Annotated in this window: 14 protein-coding genes; 6 read left to right on the forward strand and 8 right to left on the reverse strand. The window is 43.7% G+C overall.

Features of this window, described 5'->3' with window-relative positions:
• Positions 1 to 233 precede the first annotated feature (233 nt).
• Positions 234 to 1,439 carry a multidrug efflux MFS transporter EmrD gene (emrD, locus tag AB4493_RS09795; protein WP_017065927.1) on the reverse strand — a complete coding sequence of 402 codons (1,206 nt, stop codon included), beginning with the start codon at positions 1,437 to 1,439 and terminating at the stop codon, positions 234 to 236.
• Between the two features lie 499 nt (positions 1,440 to 1,938).
• Between emrD and AB4493_RS09800 the strand changes: the two genes are divergently transcribed.
• Positions 1,939 to 4,056, forward strand: coding sequence for a methyl-accepting chemotaxis protein (locus AB4493_RS09800; RefSeq protein ID WP_372154923.1), 2,118 nt, complete (start codon positions 1,939 to 1,941; stop codon positions 4,054 to 4,056).
• A 112-nt stretch (positions 4,057 to 4,168) separates the two neighbouring features.
• Here the strand turns inward: AB4493_RS09800 and AB4493_RS09805 are convergent, their stop codons facing one another.
• The 5 genes from AB4493_RS09805 to dinG all read right to left on the reverse strand — a co-directional run bounded on the left by AB4493_RS09805 (position 4,169) and on the right by dinG (position 9,067).
• Complete coding sequence (locus tag AB4493_RS09805; RefSeq protein WP_017066710.1) at positions 4,169 to 5,302, reverse strand: cupin domain-containing protein; 1,134 nt, start codon at positions 5,300 to 5,302, stop codon at positions 4,169 to 4,171.
• Between the two features lie 50 nt (positions 5,303 to 5,352).
• A complete protein-coding gene (rsmS, locus tag AB4493_RS09810; RefSeq protein WP_017055021.1) occupies positions 5,353 to 5,523 on the reverse strand; it encodes a pleiotropic regulatory protein RsmS in 171 nt (56 codons plus the stop codon).
• A complete protein-coding gene (locus tag AB4493_RS09815; RefSeq protein WP_017062115.1) occupies positions 5,513 to 6,061 on the reverse strand; it encodes a primosomal replication protein in 549 nt (182 codons plus the stop codon). Before AB4493_RS09815 ends, rsmS begins: the two co-directional genes overlap by 11 nt.
• A gap of 22 nt (positions 6,062 to 6,083) precedes the next feature.
• The gene (locus AB4493_RS09820; RefSeq protein ID WP_372154924.1) at positions 6,084 to 6,863 is read right to left on the reverse strand and encodes a sulfite exporter TauE/SafE family protein; all 780 of its coding nucleotides are present in this window, start codon (positions 6,861 to 6,863) and stop codon (positions 6,084 to 6,086) included.
• Positions 6,864 to 6,991: 128 nt separating this feature from the next.
• A complete protein-coding gene (gene dinG, locus AB4493_RS09825; RefSeq protein WP_372154925.1) occupies positions 6,992 to 9,067 on the reverse strand; it encodes an ATP-dependent DNA helicase DinG in 2,076 nt (691 codons plus the stop codon).
• 513 nt (positions 9,068 to 9,580) lie between these two features.
• On the opposite strand from dinG, the gene AB4493_RS09830 reads away from it, so the two are divergent.
• A complete protein-coding gene (locus AB4493_RS09830; protein WP_017070022.1) occupies positions 9,581 to 10,600 on the forward strand; it encodes a porin in 1,020 nt (339 codons plus the stop codon).
• 74 nt (positions 10,601 to 10,674) lie between these two features.
• The gene (locus AB4493_RS09835; RefSeq protein ID WP_102398103.1) at positions 10,675 to 11,322 is read left to right on the forward strand and encodes a DUF2057 family protein; all 648 of its coding nucleotides are present in this window, start codon (positions 10,675 to 10,677) and stop codon (positions 11,320 to 11,322) included.
• Between the two features lie 58 nt (positions 11,323 to 11,380).
• On the opposite strand, the gene AB4493_RS09840 is transcribed toward AB4493_RS09835, so the two are convergent.
• Positions 11,381 to 12,109: a pseudouridine synthase gene (locus tag AB4493_RS09840; protein ID WP_136973574.1), complete on the reverse strand. Its 729-nt coding sequence runs from the start codon at positions 12,107 to 12,109 to the stop codon at positions 11,381 to 11,383.
• Positions 12,110 to 12,430: 321 nt separating this feature from the next.
• On the opposite strand from AB4493_RS09840, the gene AB4493_RS09845 reads away from it, so the two are divergent.
• Complete coding sequence (locus AB4493_RS09845; protein ID WP_017067848.1) at positions 12,431 to 14,656, forward strand: NADP-dependent isocitrate dehydrogenase; 2,226 nt, start codon at positions 12,431 to 12,433, stop codon at positions 14,654 to 14,656.
• Between the two features lie 327 nt (positions 14,657 to 14,983).
• Here the strand turns inward: AB4493_RS09845 and cspD are convergent, their stop codons facing one another.
• A complete protein-coding gene (cspD, locus tag AB4493_RS09850) occupies positions 14,984 to 15,205 on the reverse strand; it encodes a cold shock domain-containing protein CspD (protein WP_004736548.1) in 222 nt (73 codons plus the stop codon).
• A gap of 585 nt (positions 15,206 to 15,790) precedes the next feature.
• Here cspD and clpS point away from each other — a divergent pair.
• Positions 15,791 to 16,111: an ATP-dependent Clp protease adapter ClpS gene (gene clpS / locus AB4493_RS09855; protein WP_372154927.1), complete on the forward strand. Its 321-nt coding sequence runs from the start codon at positions 15,791 to 15,793 to the stop codon at positions 16,109 to 16,111.
• Positions 16,112 to 16,150: 39 nt separating this feature from the next.
• A complete protein-coding gene (gene clpA / locus AB4493_RS09860) occupies positions 16,151 to 18,424 on the forward strand; it encodes an ATP-dependent Clp protease ATP-binding subunit ClpA (RefSeq protein ID WP_017062108.1) in 2,274 nt (757 codons plus the stop codon).
• Positions 18,425 to 18,513: the final 89 nt, after the last annotated feature.

Below are 18,513 nucleotides of genomic sequence, written 5' to 3' on the forward strand. Positions count from 1 at the left end.
CTCTTTTTGATGCCAGCATCCTTTGTTGGTTGGGTATCTTCCAGTGATATTATTTATAATTGGATTCTGGATATGCACCTTCATCGTAAGTGTCTGTTATTGTTTTCAAAAAATCAAAGTAATGTTAAATGAAATTACTGATACGTGAGAGTGGAAGGAATAAATGTGCAACAAAAAGGGACACACTTTTCAGTATGTCCCTTTCCTTTGTTTAGCAAGATTCGAGTTTTACGTTAAATAGCCAATGGCATTTCGTTTGAGTGGTCAGGTTTACGATTAACCCAACGTAAACCAAGCATAGCGATGAATGACATAGCAATCATCAGGCAACCGAGTGGCAGTTGGTCTTGAGCTGGGAAGAACGATGCCAATAGTGTTGCGATGCCAGCACCTAGGTTTTGCATACCACCTAAAATCGCACCTCCAGTACCAGCGTGGTACGGGAATGGCGAAAGTGCCCCTGTTGTTGCTGCTGGGAATAATATGCCAGCGCCCAAGAAGTAAATTGTGGCACCGCCAATCAAAGTTAATGCTGTTGTTTGACCAAACAGACCCGGTATCAATACCACTGTTGAGCCTACCAATATCGCAACCAGACCAACATTCAATGCACGGCGCTCAGAGCGACGTTGTGCGATGTAACTAGATAAGCCTGCACCGACTAAGTAACCTGGAATAGGCAAGACAAACAGCAAGCTTACTGTGGTTGCCGGTAAGCCAAGTACGCCACCAAGCAACACACCTGCCGCTGCTTCAAATACGGCTACACCAGCAAAGGTTGCGACTAATACCAATAAGAAACCTTGGAAACGTTTATCAGACAGAACGAACTTGTAGCTGTTGGCAACCGATTCATGCTTGCGTCGTTCTTTCGGCAGTGTTTCCATCATGCTCGTCATCATAGTGATCACAACAGCAATACCAAACAGCGCAAGGAATAAGTAGCTAGAACGCCAGCCGAAAACTTCTGTTAGGTAACCACCCAGTACAGGAGCCATCAATGGTGAGAAAATCACACACATGCTAATCAAGCTGTTTGCACGGTGCAGCTCTGCGCCTTCAAAACAGTCGCGAGTCAATGTACGAGACATCGCACCACCACAACCGATGCCCAAACCTTGGATAAAGCTGCCCGCTAAGAACCATTCATATTCGTGAGCGAACAATGCCACCAAAGTACCGATGATGTAGATGATCAAACCAATCACGATGATCGGTTTACGACCTAGGCGATCTGAAAGTGGGCCGTAAACAAATTGCGACAGACCATAAGGGATCAAGTAACACGCCATCACTGCCTGCAGTGAAGATGCCGAAACTAAGAACTCACCTGCCATATGACCGATAGAAGGCACGTACATCGTTTGAGTCATTTGACCTACGGCAGTCAGAATAGCGATTAAAAAGGTAAGTTTCGCTAATGGAAACGAGGCGGACATTTGCGTATCTCTCCAAAAATTAAGACGTAAAAAGCCTTAGCGCTCCATTAAAGGAGAGCCAAATGAATAAAGTGTTCAGGGAATCTAGGCGCGAGATATTAGAGCTTGATTGCGGGCTTAGCAATCAAAAAGTGTGAAGTTGAGTAAGATAAAAATCTATGACTTGGATTATAAAAACTAATCCGAAATTGCTGCATTTTAAAGAGGGAGAGGGTGGAGTGGGCTTCCTTTAAATATCGATGTTCTGGCTATGTCCAAAGCGCTAAAACCTAAGCAACACAGCCAATGATTATATGAGTACATCATTTTAAATCACAGAAAAAAGGAAGAAAACACGCTCTATTAACATTTGTATAAACTTTCGTTTTATATGTAAGCAATTTGTGCTGTAATTATCCGCTAAGCTATTCGTCTAACTTGTTTACATTTTGTACAGCAATTCGTTGTCGATGTGATAGTTATGGTTATGGAAGTCTTTTGGCTTAAATAAGGATATTAAATGCGCTCTCTATCGGTACAGTGGAAAATAACCCTCTTAGCAGGTTGTTGTTTAATCATTACGTCACTGTCTCTTATTGGTTTCTCGATCTACAACGCAACGAGCAATCAACAAGTCATCAAATCTCAAAGTTCAGAATCAGTTATCAATAAAACTCAGCAGCTGCTGGCGTCTGTTTCTCAGCTTAATGCTCAAGAAACTCAACGTTATGTAGACGAAGCTATTTACCGCGCAGAAATGCTTGCGGCCAGTGCTCAGTTTCTAAAAAACAATGCAGACGAAAACTTTACACCAAGTGACGAGCTTCGTACCGCCTTGGATGAAATGGTTCGTCGCTCGGTTTTAAACTTCGACTCTATTCAAGGAGCGTATCTAGTTTTCAAGCCTGACTTGCTCGATAGTGAAGATGCGAATTATGTCGATGCTGATTATGTTGGTTCTAACGAAAAAGGTCGTTTTGCTCCTTACTGGAAGGTGGCAGATAACGGTGAAAATGTTCTAGCGAACGTTCTTTCAGAATCTATCTTGAATGATGACAGCAATAGCGAACGTTTTTACTGTCCTTTGTCTTCAGGGCAAACGTGTATTAGTACGCCGAGAGTCGTGAACAGCGGTGGTGTAGCACTACTTACGTCCTCTATTTCAGTCCCTATTTTGGTTGACGACGTTGCTATTGGTTTTCTTGGTATTGATCTAAGACTTGATGGTTTAACCAGTGTGATTACTCAATCTGACCAGAGCTTGTTTAACGGTGCGGGTAAAGCTTACGTGGTTAGTCTAGATGGTTCGGTCATCGCTTCTGATGATTCAAGCATTGCAGTCGGTTCAACTTTCCAAAGTGGCAATACAAACAGTGATTTAATGACCGACTTTATCTTTGGTGGTGAAGTGACAACGCAATGGAGCGAGAACGGTGAGTGGTTACTTGCCTTTGCACCTGTTGTTGCAGCTAACCAAACTTGGGGGGTGTTGTTTGAGATCCCAAGAGACAGTGTCGTCGCTGACGCAAATAAATTGGATTCCATCATTAGCACTAAGCTAAGTGAAGGCATCAAAACAGAAGTGATCGCCGGTACAGTGTTTATTATCTTTGGCTTAGCCATTATCGCGTTTGCCTCGTTGTCTATTGTGAAGCCGATTCGTCAGGTTGTGGAAAGGTTGAATGACATCGCTTCAGGTGAAGGTGATTTGACGCAGCGCTTGGAAGTGAAGTCTCAAGATGAAATCGGTCAGTTGTCAAAAGGATTTAACCTGTTCCTAGATAAGCTGCAACACACAATCAAAGAAGTCATTCACACCACAGAACAAGTGGCAAATACTACCAGCCAAGCGAAAGCATCAGCATCAAGTACTCGTGAAAGCAGCGAGTCTCAATTTAAAGAAGTGGATCTAGTCGCGACAGCGGCCGAAGAGATGACTCAAACTGCGGGCTTAGTGGTACAAAATGCAGAAGTGGCCGTTGATGCAGCGTGCGAAGCGAATCGTTCTGCTCAACAAGGGCAACAAGTCATCGAACTTTCAGCAGGTGAAATGAGAAAGCTGGTGGAGCGTATGTCGAGTGCTGTTCCTATTGTTGAAGAATTGGCAAAAAATAACGGAAACATCACCGAGATCTTAAGTGTGATTGAAGGGATCTCTGAGCAAACTAACTTACTGGCATTGAACGCGGCGATTGAAGCGGCTCGTGCTGGCGAACAAGGTCGAGGTTTTGCTGTTGTTGCGGATGAGGTAAGAAACCTCGCAAGTCGCACCCAGTCATCGGTTGGTGAGATCAGAGCGGTGATCGACAAGGTTCATGCTGGAACTCAAGATGTCGTTGAAGCAATACAAGAAGGCAATATCCTAGCTAACGATACAGCACTACACGTTCAGAAAGCAGTTGAAGATCTGGGGTCGATCTTTACTTCTATTGAGGCGATCAGTGATATGAACAGTCAGATCGTTCGAGCAGCCGAAGAGCAACAATCGGTTTCCGGTGAAGTAAATCAAAGCGTGGTTAATATTCGCGATTTGAGTGCGAAGATCTTGGAGCAAGCCGCGGCTTCTGAGCAAGTCGGCAATGAAATTGACCAACTGTCTCAACAACAACAGAAGTTGGTCAATCAGTTCAAGGTATAAGCATTAAGCCTTAACCAGTTCTTGAATAGAAAAAGGGACAAATGAAGATTTCATTTGTCCCTTTTTTAATTGTTTATTTAGAGGCTAGGCAATAACCAGCGGTTGACGCTGCTTACTCTTCGATAAACCAGTAGCCTTTGTTGACCAATTCAGTCACGACAGTTACGCCCGAAGGAGATAGGGCAGTAGCCGAGGTAATCATCGTCTCATCGCAAAGTATGTTGAGTAACGAAGAATCCGCTTCATCAACCTTAACCACTTCGCCATTGATGTAAGCCGTGTTGCTTTCATTTTCGTGGTAGAGCGCTTTTAAGCCTGATACTCGGTGAATTTCACCTTCAGACTCTATGTGTTGAGCGATCTCTTCTTGAGTCCATAGTGGCTCTGGAGCGACGATATCAAGCTGGTGGCGTGATTGGCTTAGCAGACAACCCATGAATTCACTGATGGTTTCAGGTTGCTCTAGTGCAGATTTCAACATGCCTGTGAGATTACTTAAATCCGATGAACGAATTTTTCCGTAGCCTTCTTGCATTTTGAATTCTGGATCGTGCAGGTGTACGTCACCCATATCATGAGCAAGCACAAAATCGGCAAAGTTGCTGATCAGTTCTTGTTCTTTAGGCGAGCGGTAGCCAATAGAGTAGCTCATTGACGGCTCTAACGTGCTCCCTTCATGTGGGAAACCTGGTGGGATATAAAGGATATCGCCCGGCTCTAAAGTTTCATCAATGATTGGGTCAAAACCTTCAATTTGACGAAGTGCAGACGCTTGAACAGTCTCTTTGTATTGGCCAACATCTTTAGCGCCAACCTTCCATTGACGTTTGCCTTGACCTTGAATGATGAAGACATCGTATTGATCAATATGTGGGCCTACGCCGCCTTCAGGTGCTGAGTAGCAGATCATGAGATCGTCGAATAACCAGTTTGGTAACGCTTGGAACGCCTCAGTCAGCTGATTTGCGCCTTGGTGCCAGTGGTTCGCTGCTTGAACGATCAGTTGCCAATGAGTTTCGGTTAATTCGCCAAACTTTTCTTCAGAGAATGGGCCGTGTTCTGCAGTCCACTGATTGTCGAGGTTAGAGACAAAGCGAGAATCCACTTCTTCTTCCATCGATAAACCAGCAAGTTCTTCCGGCGAAATTGGGTCGACGAAGTTTTGGAAGCCACCCTTTAAGATGGTTGGTTTTTTATGCCAGTAGTTTTCAAGAAACTCGGGCATAGAAAAGCTGAGTTGGTACATGTGAATCCTGTATATTTTTATGCTAGATGCTAGATGCTAGATGCTAGATGCTAGATGCTAGATGCTAGTTTGGCTTGTAAATCTTGCTGGACAATTTTGATTGCTTCTAACGCGACTTTTGGATCGATTTCGTTGCTTTCGAGCAGATAGATCAGGTCGACAGCTAACTTAACTTCTTCTGGTGCGTTATCCAGTGGTGATGGTGTGTTATCAGTGTTCATTTCGCTTAGGGTTCTCTAAGTTAATCAGTCTCTCAATATTTTTCATTGAGTCTTCACAGCGTTCTAATCGCTCTTTTGCTAACTGCCAAGCCTCTTCCGCTTTTTTCTTACTGTGGCGAGGCGCAGAATCAAACGTTAACTTTCGTACTCGTACTAAATCGACCAATCGCTTTTGCCAGTCTTGGTGCTGGGCGAGTTCGTTGTATAGGTCGTTCAGGGTTTTCCCTGACTTGCTTTTTCGGTCCAAGCGTAAATCGTGGTTGGCTAACTCTCTTTGGATTGCTGCAATCTGATTGGTCAGCTTTTCTGTCAGGTAGTTGGCTCTGGACGCGGTCAGTTGATTTGAGGTTTGTTCACGTACAATGGTGCGGTACGTTGCCTGAGTTTCAAGTGCATAGGGAAGCAAAACAGAGGCGCCGCATTTAAATAAGGCTCGGTCAAACAAGGCTTGATGATAAGCCCCTCGAGATTTGTCAACCTGCGAGCAATGGCCAATCAAGGTATCAATAACACTTTTTAGCTTTGAAAATTGATTCATTTCACTTCCCGTTGGCTACTGCCTATAAGTTCACAAACCAAGCTTCGTATGCCAGTTTAATTGCAAGTACGCTTACAACTGTAACAAACACAGGTCTTATAAATGTAGCACCGAACCGAATAGCAGAGTGAGCGCCAACAAATGCACCGGCCATCAAACAAAGGCCCATGGTAAAACCTAGAACCCAATCAATATGACCAAGAATCGCGAAGGTCACCAAAGAGGTAAAGTTACTGGTAAAGTTCATGGCTTTGGATAGACCAGAGGCAAGTAAGATGTTTAAGCGATAAAGCGCCATAGAGCTTACCGTCCAAAACGCGCCAGTTCCTGGGCCAGCAACCCCATCATAAAAGCCAAGAATGAATCCTTGGTACTTTTGTTTTCTCTTAAGCACAGGGCATGGCTTAGGAGACACATTATGGCTCACATCTGGAGTCTTATGAAAAATGGTATAGACCGCTGCGGCAAGAATGACTAACGGCAATACCTTCTCTAACCACTCGGTGCTAATGGCATCAACAGTGAGTGTGCCGATGGTCGCACCTATTAAAGTAGATATGAATGCATTGACCCAACACTCAGGCTTGAACAGCTTTTTACGGTAGTAAGTGAATGCAGCTGTAGATGAAGCGAAGGTTGCTGCAAGCTTGTTAGTACCCAATGCGATGTGTGGCGGTAAACCAAGTGACAGTAAAGCTGGAACGGTTAACATCCCTCCGCCACCTGCGACAGCATCAATAAAGCCTGCTGCAAATGCAACCAGAGCAAGTATGACCAACATGGTTGGCTCAATCATTTCCATAAATAGCTAGTGTTCTCGTTATCGGCTGATAGGGCAGCCACATGAAAAATCTATGGATTAGTCATGTTGGGTTGTGAATGCAAGGGCCTAGCGATGAAGGCCCATAACTACCTCAAGGGCAGGGGATATTAGTATTTTATTGTTCTTTTAAAAGGCGGTAGTGAATCGAGTAGGGACTTTCCGTATCGCTTCGTTACTATGCGTCTATCAAGGATCGTGACTTTACCAGAATCTCTTTCCTTACGCAGTAGTCTACCCACAGATTGAATAAGCTTTTTACTCGCATCTGGAACAGTAATCTGCATAAAAGGGTTACCACCGCGTGATTCAATATATTCTGAATGTGCTTGCTCTACGGGAGAGGTAGGAACACCAAAAGGAATCTTGGTAATAACGAGGTTTTCAAGAAGCTCACCCGGTAGATCAAGACCTTCAGAAAAGCTGCCAGTTCCAAAAAGAACGCTGGTTTTACCTTGGTCTATTAGCTTTTTATGTTTTTTTAGAATTTCAGTTCGTGAAGTATCGCCTTGAACCTGCAATGCCCACGACTTTTTAACGAAATCTGTTGTTAAAGCCTCTGCAACTTTGTTCATTTGCCAGTAAGAAGAGAATAGAACGAGATTGGCTTTTTTGTCTTCTATTACCTTAGGCAAAATTTCAATAAGATATTCGGTAAACTGAGGTGCTTGTGGTTCGTACTTCATTGCCGGAACGATCAGCTCAGCTTGATTCTGGTAATCAAACGGTGATGCCAAAGCCAAAAACTGTACGCCATCTTCTGCTTTTTGGCTGATACCGGCTTGATGACAGAAAAAGCTGAAAGAGTTGAGCGCCCTCATGGTCGCAGATACTAATACGGCACCCACACAGCGGCTCCAGATTTGTTGATCCAGTTGCCAACCTACCTCTAGTGGCGAAACATTCACAACGAAATCGCCTTCGCTTTCTTTATTCAGTTCGAGCCAACGAGCCAAAGGAGCGCCTTTTTCTCTCTTCGGCTCAGCCATTAAGCGCCAAACTTGAGCAAGGTTCTCTGTTCTTTGTATATAGAAGCCAATTTCTGCGAGTGCCGGCTCTGCAAGTTTTGCTGAAAGCTCGCCGTCTTTAACTCGTTCTGCAATTAGGTCTGCAATCTTCGCAACGGCTTGGCTCGCCTTTTGTGTGAGCTGCTTGAGATCTTTAGATTCATTCTCTAGCCACTCAGGTAAGTCGCCATGTTCGAAGCGATACAAGCCGTCTTCAAAGTGGTTAGCGTCAAACTGTTTACTCATTTGAGTCAGGGTAGGGATCAGCTGTTGCACTGAGTCTTGCAGTTCATTTCGAAACCGGTGGACACGTTTCTCGTCAGCGAGGCCTGAAAGCTTAGTGATGGATTGGTTTAAACGCTCTAACCATGAAGCGGCACCCTTTAGACTTGCCGCCGCAGAAGAGTGATCTCTGGCTACATGCGGTAAATGGTGAGCTTCATCGAATATATAGATGCTATTTTCTGGCTCAGGCAGTATCACACCGCCGCCTAAGTCAGCATCTGCCATCACTAAACTGTGATTGGCGATAATCACGTCTGCTTTATCTAGCTCTGAGCGCGCTTTTTGGAAAGGGCAGTCTCTATGAGTAGGCATACTGTTATTACAGCTGTGCTTATCACTAACAATCATCTGCCAAATCATGTTGTCGATGGGTTTTGGCCACGAATCGCGGTCACCATCCCATTTACCTTGGGTTAGGCTTCGATACATGGTTTGAAGTTGCTCGATATCTTTCTTCTTTGGCTTAGATTCGAACATGGCCATTTGTCCGCCATCAACCCCGCAGGCAGCGGCTAGCTTTTCGGAACAACAATAACGCTGTCTGCCCTTCGCTAATATGAAAGAAAACTCTCGATCAGTCAGTCTTCTATATAGAGGGAGATCTTTATTGACGAGCTGTTCTTGTAGCGCAACCGTCGCCGTTGATATGACTATTTTTCGGTTATTGAGCACAGCGACAGGAATAGTTGCCATTAAATAAGCCAGTGATTTCCCGATCCCGGTTCCCGCTTCTGCAACAATCATGCGATTACTTTTGTGGTATTGACCACAAAGTGTCTTCGCTATTTCTGCAACAAGGTAATTTTGAGCACGTCGAGGTACAAAGTTGTCCAACTGATCTTGGAGGTTTTGATAACTGGTGCGAATAGATTTTTGAATTTTAGTAGTTAGCATACTGTGACCTACGTAACGGAGCGAGGATAGTAGCACATATCACTAGTCGGTACATTTACGGTGAAATAGCTTGCTTTTGAATCAAAGGTAGATCTTGTTCACAAAAAAAAACTGAACCATCAGGAACTTAACTATTTTATTTATGTTGCGAAATATAAATATTAAAAAAGACTTGCTTGTAGGTGTTAAATCCTGAGATGTGGCGTTTTTACAAGTTGTTTGTGGTGTTAAATGCTGTTTTGTTCTTTTTTTGGATTATTATATTTCCTAATAAAACTTAGGATAAGCTGCTCGTAAAACTATGAAAAAAAATGTAAGTAGTTGATTTTGATTGCTTTGTGTTTTTTTTAGGTTTGTTTTTAGTTTATTTGACACGCAGGATAATCTTTTGCAATCTAGACCTCGAAATTTAGTGACGGTGATTAACCAACAAAGAGTGGTAATGACCAGTCATAAAAATAAAAGGGAACCGGGCAAGGATCTCCCATTCTTAGAAAAGGCAGTGGATTTATTATGAAAAAGACTCTATTAGCGCTAGCTATCGCAGCTACAGCAACTTCTGTAAACGCAGCAGAAATTTACTCTAACGACGATACTAAAGTTGGCCTAAAAGGCGAGGTAGATATCTACCTACAACAATCTGAAGTAGACGAGACTCTAACTAAAACAGTTAAAAACGAAGCTGACGTTTCTACTTGGGCTAAAATTCAACTAGACGCTGAGCAGAAGCTTAACGACCAGTTCACAGCATTCGCATCTTTCGAAATCGAAACTGACGGCAGCAACGCTAAGTTCGATGACGTTCTAGCTGGTTTTAAAACTGACACTTGGGGTATGGCTTTCGGTGAAACTGGCGACCTAGCAGAATCTGCTGACGCTATCCAGAAAGATGATATCACAAACGAAGGTAACTACATGGGCTCTACTGGTGGTCACCACCGCGAGTCTTCTGGCCACGGCGCTGTATTCAAAGGTCAATTCGTTGAAGGTTTCACAATCGTAGCTGACGTTAACACTGATTCTACTGAAGACGTTGACAACACTTACGGTATCTCTGCAGATTACGCATTCAGCAACTTCTCTATCGGTGCTTCTTACATCACTGGTGACGCTGCTAAAGACGTAGATTACTCTCTTGCTGGTGTTTCTGCTTCTGCTGAATTTGGTGGTTTTTACTTAGCGCTTACTTACGCACAGTTTGAAGGCAACCAAGGTTACGGTTACTGGGACCTATCTGACATCGCTGCTGATTCTTACGGCAACGGTGAAACTATGGGTATCGCAGCTGCTTACCAAATCGACGCTGTTCGTCTATACGCTACATACTCTGTAGCAACAACTGACGAAATCGCTACAGCAGCGGGTACTTCTAAGATCTCTGATATCGACTCTACTAACCTAGTTGTTGGTGTTGATTACGCATTCCGTGACAACATCCTATTCCTAGCTGAATACCAAACTGCTGATTTCGAATACGCATCACAAACTCTAGATGCTGACGGCGTTATCGCTGGTGTTTACTACACATTCTAATCTGTAGTTAACTATGCTATACAAAAGCCAGCTATTAGCTGGCTTTTTTACATTTATTGATTAAGGAATCGTACATGAACAAGTGGTATTTGAGTTTTGTCTGTCTATTCTCTGCACCATACGCAACGGCTGCTCTTGATTTGGCTTCTGGTATTTCGCTAAATACTTTGAACGGTGAGGTTGTTGAAAGTGTGGAAGACGCTGTATTCACCTCAGGTGAAAACCAACTCGTTTTAGATTACACAGGGTATTTGAGCGATAAAGGCAAACGCGAGTTTATCAGTACAGTTCCTTACATTATGGTAGTTAATGTTCCCGAAAATGCTGATGTTGATATTGATCTTCTAAGTAGAAAGTACGCTAAAATCGAAAAAAATGTAGACAGAGAACTTCCTATATTCAGTATCTCTGTAAACGGTGATGATGCAGAAGTCGTGCAAGAAGTTTTGCCTCCATCTCAAGGTGCACTGCCTTACAGCGATATCCCTCAGTTGGTTAAAGACTACAACCAAGAAAGAGGCTTAGTTTTTGATTCAGGCAAGATTCGTTCGTTGAAAGAAGAGCTAGCGGCGGTACAAACTGGTGCAGTAGTTGGAGCAACGGTAGCTGGCGACAGTACTGTGCAAGAGTCTGAAAATACGCTTCAACTTAAGCTATGGTATTCAAGAGCAAATGAAGAAGAGCGTAAAGCATTCCAAAAATGGTTAATTGACCAAAAGTAATCAATCTTCACGTACAAAAAAGCGAGACGTAAATCTCGCTTTAATATATTGCTATGAGTTAAATCTCTTTCCACTCACCAGGCTGCAGCTGCCCCACATTCATATTACCCATTGAGTAACGGATAAGACGCAGGGTAGGGAAGCCGATATTGGCTGTCATTCGTCTTACCTGACGGTTACGTCCTTCAATGATTGTAATAGCCAACCATGTTGTCGGTATCGCGGCTCTGAAGCGTACTGGAGGATTTCTATCCCACACAACAGGTTCAGACATCACCTCAACCTGAGCGGGCAGTGTCATGCCGTCTTTTAGTTCGACACCTTTTCTCAATTTATCTAAATCTTCCTCAGAAGGTGCGCCTTCAACCTGTACCCAGTAAGTCTTTGGGGATTTTGAGTTTGGTTGAGTTAGCTTAGCTTGAAAAATACCATCGTTGGTCAAGACCATTAACCCTTCGCTGTCGCGGTCAAGGCGACCTGCAGCATAAACGTCTTTCACTGGAATAAAGTCCGCTAGCGTTTTTCTCCCTTCGCCATCTGTAAATTGGCTTAGAGTATCGAAAGGCTTGTTGAACAGAATTACTTTGCGATCTTCGAGCGCAACCTTAGGTTTTGCATTGGTAGGCTTGCCTTTATATCGGTGCTTGCTTGAGTGAGATTTGTTGTGCGAATTGCCAGTGTTATTCTTATCACTGCTTCGGCTTTGTCTATTACCGCTTTGTTTTAATGTTGCACCAGAACGAGCCGGTTTGTCTGAACGAGATGCGCTGCGTGAGCGAGTAGACATGTTAACTACCTTGCAAAAATGTAAACGAAGTGTGCTGAAAAGTTTTCACTGAAACGGAATTGAGCTATCATTTGCGCGCCTAAAAGACACAAAATAGAACAAGTTGATGGACTCTTAAGCCTGATTTGTTTAATTATACCTTCGTGTTTTATTATAACAACGCACTCACGGATTTGGTTCATGCTGTCATCAAGATTGTATGAAAAATAAGATAGAGTACGACTATCGAGTAAGCAGTTTTCACTCTTAGAGTGGCTTACTGGTCAATTTATAACACGCTCACTACTTTAAATGAGCTTGTAAGAACTATAGGGAAATTTCATGCCTACTGAAAAACCAACGATCATCTATACCATTACAGACGAAGCTCCGGCGCTAGCAACATACTCTCTGCTGCCTATCATTCAATCTTTTACAGCTTCTTCTGGTATTAACGTTGATACTCGCGACATTTCACTTGCAGGGCGTATTATTGCCAACTTCCCTGACTATTTGAACGAAGAGCAACGTATTGGTGATGCATTAGCAGAACTAGGTGAATTGGCTAAGACACCAGAAGCAAACATTATCAAGCTTCCAAACATCTCTGCATCTGTACCTCAGCTTCAAGCAACAATCAAAGAGCTACAGTCAAAAGGTTACGCACTTCCTAATTACCCAGAAGAAGCAAACACTGACGAAGAGAAAGCAGTAAAAGCGACTTACGACAAAATCAAAGGCAGTGCAGTAAATCCAGTATTGCGTGAAGGTAACTCGGATCGCCGTGCTCCACTTTCAGTTAAAAACTACGCGAAGAAGAACCCACACTCAATGGGTGCTTGGTCTGCAGATTCTAAGTCGCACGTTTCAAGTATGGACGACAAAGACTTCTTCGGTAGTGAAAAGTCAGTAACCATTGAAGGTGCTACAGAAGTTAGCATTGAATTCGTTGGCAAAGATGGTGCGAAGAAAACATTGAAGCCAGCTTTTGCACTGCAAGATAAAGAGATCATTGATGCGTCAGTGATGAATAAGGCCGCTTTGGTTGCATTCTTCGAAAAAGAAATCGCATCGGCTAAAGAGCAAGGTGTACTGCTTTCTCTTCACTTGAAAGCGACGATGATGAAAGTATCTGACCCAGTGATCTTTGGTCACGCGGTTAAGGTTTACTACAAAGACGTATTTGCTAAACACGGTCAGCTGTTTGAAGAGCTAGGCGTTGATGTAAATAACGGCATCGGTGATGTCTACGCGAAGATTGATGCGCTTCCTCAAGAGCAGAAAGAAGCAATCGAAGCTGACCTGCAAGCGGTATACGAGACTCAGCCACCACTAGCGATGGTTGATTCGGACCGTGGCATTACTAACCTACACGTACCAAGCGATATCATTGTGGATGCATCTATGCCTGCAATGCTGCGTTCTTCTGGTCAAATGTGGGATCCAGAAGGTAAGCAAAAAGACACCAAAGCAATGATCCCAGATCGTAGCTACGCGAGCATTTACCAAGCGGTTATTGATTTCTGTAAAGAGAACGGCGCGTTCGATCCAACAACGATGGGTAGCGTACCAAACGTTGGCTTGATGGCTCAAAAAGCGGAAGAGTACGGTTCTCATGATAAGACTTTCATCCTTGAAGCTGCTGGTCAGGTTCAAGTTGTTGACGCTTCAGGCGCTGTGCTTCTTGAGCAAGACGTAGAGGAAGGCGATATCTTCCGTATGTGTCAGGTTAAAGATGCACCAATCCAAGACTGGGTTAAGCTTGCGGTAACGCGTGCTCGTGCATCGGGTGTTCCAGCGGTATTTTGGCTAGATGCGTCACGCGCACATGATGCTCAGCTTATCAAGAAAGTTGAAGCATACCTTCCTGAATACGATACCGATGGTCTTGAAATTAAGATCCTTGCTCCACTTGAAGCGACTCAATACTCACTGGTTCGTATCAAAGAAGGCCTAGATACTATTTCGGTTACTGGTAACGTATTACGTGATTACCTAACTGACTTGTTCCCGATTTTAGAGCTTGGTACATCAGCTAAGATGCTATCGATTGTTCCACTAATGAACGGTGGTGGTCTGTTTGAAACAGGTGCTGGCGGCTCTGCTCCTAAACATGTTCAACAAGTAGAGAAAGAAAACCACCTGCGTTGGGATTCTCTAGGTGAATTCTTGGCACTAGCGGCATCTCTAGAGCACCTGAGCGTAGTAACAGGTAACGCTAAAGCACAAGTTCTAGCTGATGCGCTTGATAAAGCGACGGGTGAGTTCCTTGATAACAACAAGTCTCCTTCACGTCGAGTAGGTGAGCTTGATAACCGTGGTAGCCACTACTATCTAGCGGCATACTGGGCTAAGGCGCTTGCTGAGCAAACGGCTGACGCTGATCTTGCTGCTGAGTTTGCAGGTGTGGCAAGTCAACTGGCTGAAAGTGAAGAAGCGATCGTTGCAGAGCTGAACAACGCTCAAGGTGTGGCTGGCGACTTAGGTGGTTACTACCTACTTGACGATGCATTGGTTTCAACACTAATGCGCCCAAGCTCAACGCTAAACGCGTTTATTGATGCATAGTGATTGGACTCATCGTTAGTCACTCATGAACGTGATTTGCTAACGAGTTGCTTAGGCTGATAGCTAAGTTATAGATAAAGTCAAAACGAAAGACGCTTTAACGATAATGTTAAAGCGTCTTTTTTCTGTCTAATACTTCTTAAGACCTAGCTTAAGGGGAGTAGCTCTTCGAGCTCATTGTCCAGTGAGCAACTTTAGAGCCCCCAAAACGAAAAAAACCGCTCACGTAATCCTGTGTTACAGGTATTAAATGAGCGGTTTCAATATTCTGTTTACCTGTCAGCCGTTAATGACGACTGATGGAGGTTAACATGAGTTTGCATTCGCCTATTTTGCGGCGCTGCCTTCTACAGGAACAACGGAGCTAGCATGCGAGCCTTTAGGTCCACTTTCTACTTCATAGTCGACCTGCTGACCAGCCTTTAAGGTTCGATAACCTTCCATTTGTATTGTGGAGTAGTGCGCGAAAATATCGCCGTCTTCACCTTCTGGACAAATAAAGCCAAACCCTTTGGCATTGTTAAACCATTTTACTGTACCTGTAGCCATGCTATACATCCCTCATGCATTTTGTTACTAACGTTGTTATATCAATTGTTGTAAGTGCGATTGATATCATTCCTACCAGCTAAAGAATTTCAGCTAATAGCTTGAATCTCGTACATTGCTTACGGAAATTAACGCTACCCTGCGTAATTATTCCTTATTGTTAATTTTTGAAGCGTGTTACTGATTTTAATTCATGTTGCAAAAGTGTATTAAAAAACCTTTTAGCTCCAATGTAGCTAATGATTGAGCACAGTCAATAGTAAATTGGTATAAAAGTGATCAATTTTAATAACAAATCACATTCGAGATTAACCGCAAACTATTAACCAAATAGTAACTTAGCGGTAATCTTATCGTTAGTATCAATAGTTATGGCGTCTTTTTAATCAATCACATATGTTAATCTTGTTAATCGAGATCTTTTATTTGCAGCGATGGAAATGGTGGATTAGGCTCAGTATAGAGGAATATTTTTTGGTACTGTTTCTAGGTGCAGTTTCTTAGTACACGGTAAAGCGTGAATGTGGTAAATTTGAGTTAGGTAAACACTCACGACTTCCGAAAAATAACCCTTAGCAAAGCGATATGAGCAGAAACTTTGAATGGGCATCTCCAGGCTCAGATTTACTGGAGAAAGAAGCAACAAAAGTAAAGCCACCGGCGATGTATAACGTTGTGTTGAATAACGATGACTACACGCCCATGGACTTTGTAATCGAGATCCTAGAGCGATTCTTCTCACTAGATATCGAAAAAGCAACGGACGTGATGCTCAAGGTTCATTATGAAGGTAAAGCTATATGCGGCACATACAGTGCTGAAATAGCGGAAACAAAGGTAGCGCAGGTCACGATGTACTCAAAGGAAAATGAGCATCCGCTACTATGTACAATGGAGCAAGTATAAATTGCTCGAACAACACTGTTGTTCCCTTAGGAGGTACTTATGCTAAATAAAGAATTAGAGACGAGTTTAAATGGCGCATTTGCTCGTGCGCGAGACAAGCGACATGAATTCATGACTGTCGAACACCTCCTACTAGCATTATTAGAAAATGATGCGGCCAAGGAAGCGCTCCAAGCTTGTCAGGCTGATCTCGATGCTCTTCGCAATGAGCTCGATATTTTTATCGATCAAACGACCCCACTTATCCCTGAAAGCGACGAAACTCGCGAAACTCAGCCTACGTTGAGCTTCCAACGAGTACTTCAACGCGCTGTTTTTCATGTTCAATCTTCAGGTCGCAGCGAAGTAACAGGTGCTAACGTACTTGTGGCTATTTTTAGTGAGCAAGAATCTCACGCGGCATATCTTCTTAAGAAAAACGACATTAGTCGCTTAGATATTGTTAACTTCATCTCACACGGTATTACCAAAGCGAGCAACGAAGGCGACAGTCCTTCATCATCCGATTCATTTGGTGGTGCAGAAAATGCTGAAGAAGCTAACTCTGAAGACCGTTTAGAAAATTTTGCTACTAACCTTAACGAAGTCGCAAAGCAGGGCAATATTGACCCACTAATCGGTCGTGACAAAGAGCTAGAACGCACTATCCAAGTTCTGTGTCGTCGTCGTAAGAACAACCCTCTGTTAGTGGGTGAAGCGGGGGTAGGTAAAACTGCCATCGCGGAAGGTCTTGCATGGCGCATCGTTGAAGGACAAGTGCCTGAAATCATTCAGAGCAGCGTAATTTATTCTCTAGATATCGGTTCACTGTTAGCCGGAACCAAATATCGTGGTGACTTTGAGAAACGTTTTAAAGCGATTCTTAAGCAACTGGAGAAAGAAGAAGACGCGATTCTGTTCATCGATGAGATCCACACCATTATCGGTGCCGGGGCTGCATCGGGTGGTCAGGTTGATGCGGCAAACTTAATTAAACCACTACTAAGCAGTGGCAAATTACGTTGCATCGGTTCAACAACGTACCAAGAGTACAGCAGTATTTTTGAGAAGGAGCGTGCTTTAGCTCGTCGCTTCCAGAAAATAGATATTATTGAACCATCGCTAGACGATACGACCAAGATCCTGATTGGCTTGAAGCCAAAATACGAAGCTCACCACGAAGTGCGCTACACCAACAAAGCGTTGCGTGCCGCTGTGGAACTGTCAGCTAAATACATTAATGAACGCCACCTTCCTGATAAGGCCATTGACGTAATCGATGAAGCGGGCGCTCGTAGTCGTTTGGCACCTGCAAGCCGTCGTAAGAAAACGGTAAGCGTGGCTGATATTGAGTCAATGGTTGCGAAAATGGCGCGTATTCCTGAAAAGTCAGTATCGTCTTCAGACAAAGATACACTCCAGAAACTGGATGAGCGCATGAAAATGTTGGTATTCGGACAAGACCCTGCAATCGATGTATTGAGTGAAGCGATTAAGCTGACCCGTGCTGGATTGGGTGCAGACAATAAACCTGTTGGTTCATTCTTGTTTGCTGGTCCTACTGGTGTCGGTAAAACAGAGGTGACTGTTCAGCTGTCTAAGTTGATGGGTATTGAGCTTCTGCGCTTTGATATGTCTGAGTACGGTGAGCGACACTCAGTGAGCCGCTTGATTGGTGCGCCTCCTGGTTATGTTGGTTACGACCAAGGTGGTTTGCTAACGGATGCCGTAATCAAGAACCCGCACTCTGTTGTGTTACTGGATGAAATCGAGAAAGCTCACCCAGATATCTTTAACTTGCTACTGCAGGTAATGGATAACGGCACGCTAACTGACAACAATGGTCGCAAAGCGGACTTCCGCAATGTGATTCTAGTGATGACGACCAACGCAGGTGTGGCTGAAACCGAGAAGAAATCGATCGGCCTGATCCAACAAGATCATGCGCCAGATGCGATGGGCGAAATCAAGAAGGTATTTACTCCTGAGTTCCGTAACCGTCTTGATAATATCATTTGGTTCAACAGCCTTGACCCAAGTGTGATTAGCCAAGTAGTTGATAAGTTCATTGTCGAGCTTCAGGTTCAACTGGACGCTCGTGGCGTGTCTTTAGAGGTTTCTGAGGATGCTCGTCACTGGTTAGCTGATAAAGGCTATGACAAGACCATGGGTGCTCGTCCAATGGGACGTGTGATTCAAGAGAAGCTTAAGAAACCACTTGCTAACGAGTTACTGTTCGGTAGCTTGGTTGATGGCGGTACGGTTAAAGTATCCCTGAAAAAAGACGAATTGGATTTCATCTATGTTGGTGCTAAAGAAGAGGTCATGCACTAACGAAGTGATTGATAAATCAAAGGCTTAAATATAAAACGCATGACTTAGGTTGTGCGTTTTTTTATGCTTGCGAGATGCGAGATGCGAGA

Origin of the sequence: Vibrio sp. 10N.222.55.A1, assembly GCF_041473835.1 — a bacterium.
Classification (GTDB): domain Bacteria; phylum Pseudomonadota; class Gammaproteobacteria; order Enterobacterales; family Vibrionaceae; genus Vibrio; species Vibrio crassostreae_C.

Bases quoted from the DNA above. Each gene is read 5' to 3' on its own strand.
- emrD (WP_017065927.1), bottom strand. From the start codon at position 1,439: ATGTCCGCCTCGTTTCCATTAGCGAAACTTACCTTTTTAATCGCTATT.
- AB4493_RS09800 (WP_372154923.1), top strand. From the start codon at position 1,939: ATGCGCTCTCTATCGGTACAGTGGAAAATAACCCTCTTAGCAGGTTGT.
- AB4493_RS09805 (WP_017066710.1), bottom strand. From the start codon at position 5,302: ATGTACCAACTCAGCTTTTCTATGCCCGAGTTTCTTGAAAACTACTGG.
- rsmS (WP_017055021.1), bottom strand. From the start codon at position 5,523: ATGAACACTGATAACACACCATCACCACTGGATAACGCACCAGAAGAA.
- AB4493_RS09815 (WP_017062115.1), bottom strand. From the start codon at position 6,061: ATGAATCAATTTTCAAAGCTAAAAAGTGTTATTGATACCTTGATTGGC.
- AB4493_RS09820 (WP_372154924.1), bottom strand. From the start codon at position 6,863: ATGGAAATGATTGAGCCAACCATGTTGGTCATACTTGCTCTGGTTGCA.
- dinG (WP_372154925.1), bottom strand. From the start codon at position 9,067: ATGCTAACTACTAAAATTCAAAAATCTATTCGCACCAGTTATCAAAAC.
- AB4493_RS09830 (WP_017070022.1), top strand. From the start codon at position 9,581: ATGAAAAAGACTCTATTAGCGCTAGCTATCGCAGCTACAGCAACTTCT.
- AB4493_RS09835 (WP_102398103.1), top strand. From the start codon at position 10,675: ATGAACAAGTGGTATTTGAGTTTTGTCTGTCTATTCTCTGCACCATAC.
- AB4493_RS09840 (WP_136973574.1), bottom strand. From the start codon at position 12,109: ATGTCTACTCGCTCACGCAGCGCATCTCGTTCAGACAAACCGGCTCGT.
- AB4493_RS09845 (WP_017067848.1), top strand. From the start codon at position 12,431: ATGCCTACTGAAAAACCAACGATCATCTATACCATTACAGACGAAGCT.
- cspD (WP_004736548.1), bottom strand. From the start codon at position 15,205: ATGGCTACAGGTACAGTAAAATGGTTTAACAATGCCAAAGGGTTTGGC.
- clpS (WP_372154927.1), top strand. From the start codon at position 15,791: ATGAGCAGAAACTTTGAATGGGCATCTCCAGGCTCAGATTTACTGGAG.
- clpA (WP_017062108.1), top strand. From the start codon at position 16,151: ATGCTAAATAAAGAATTAGAGACGAGTTTAAATGGCGCATTTGCTCGT.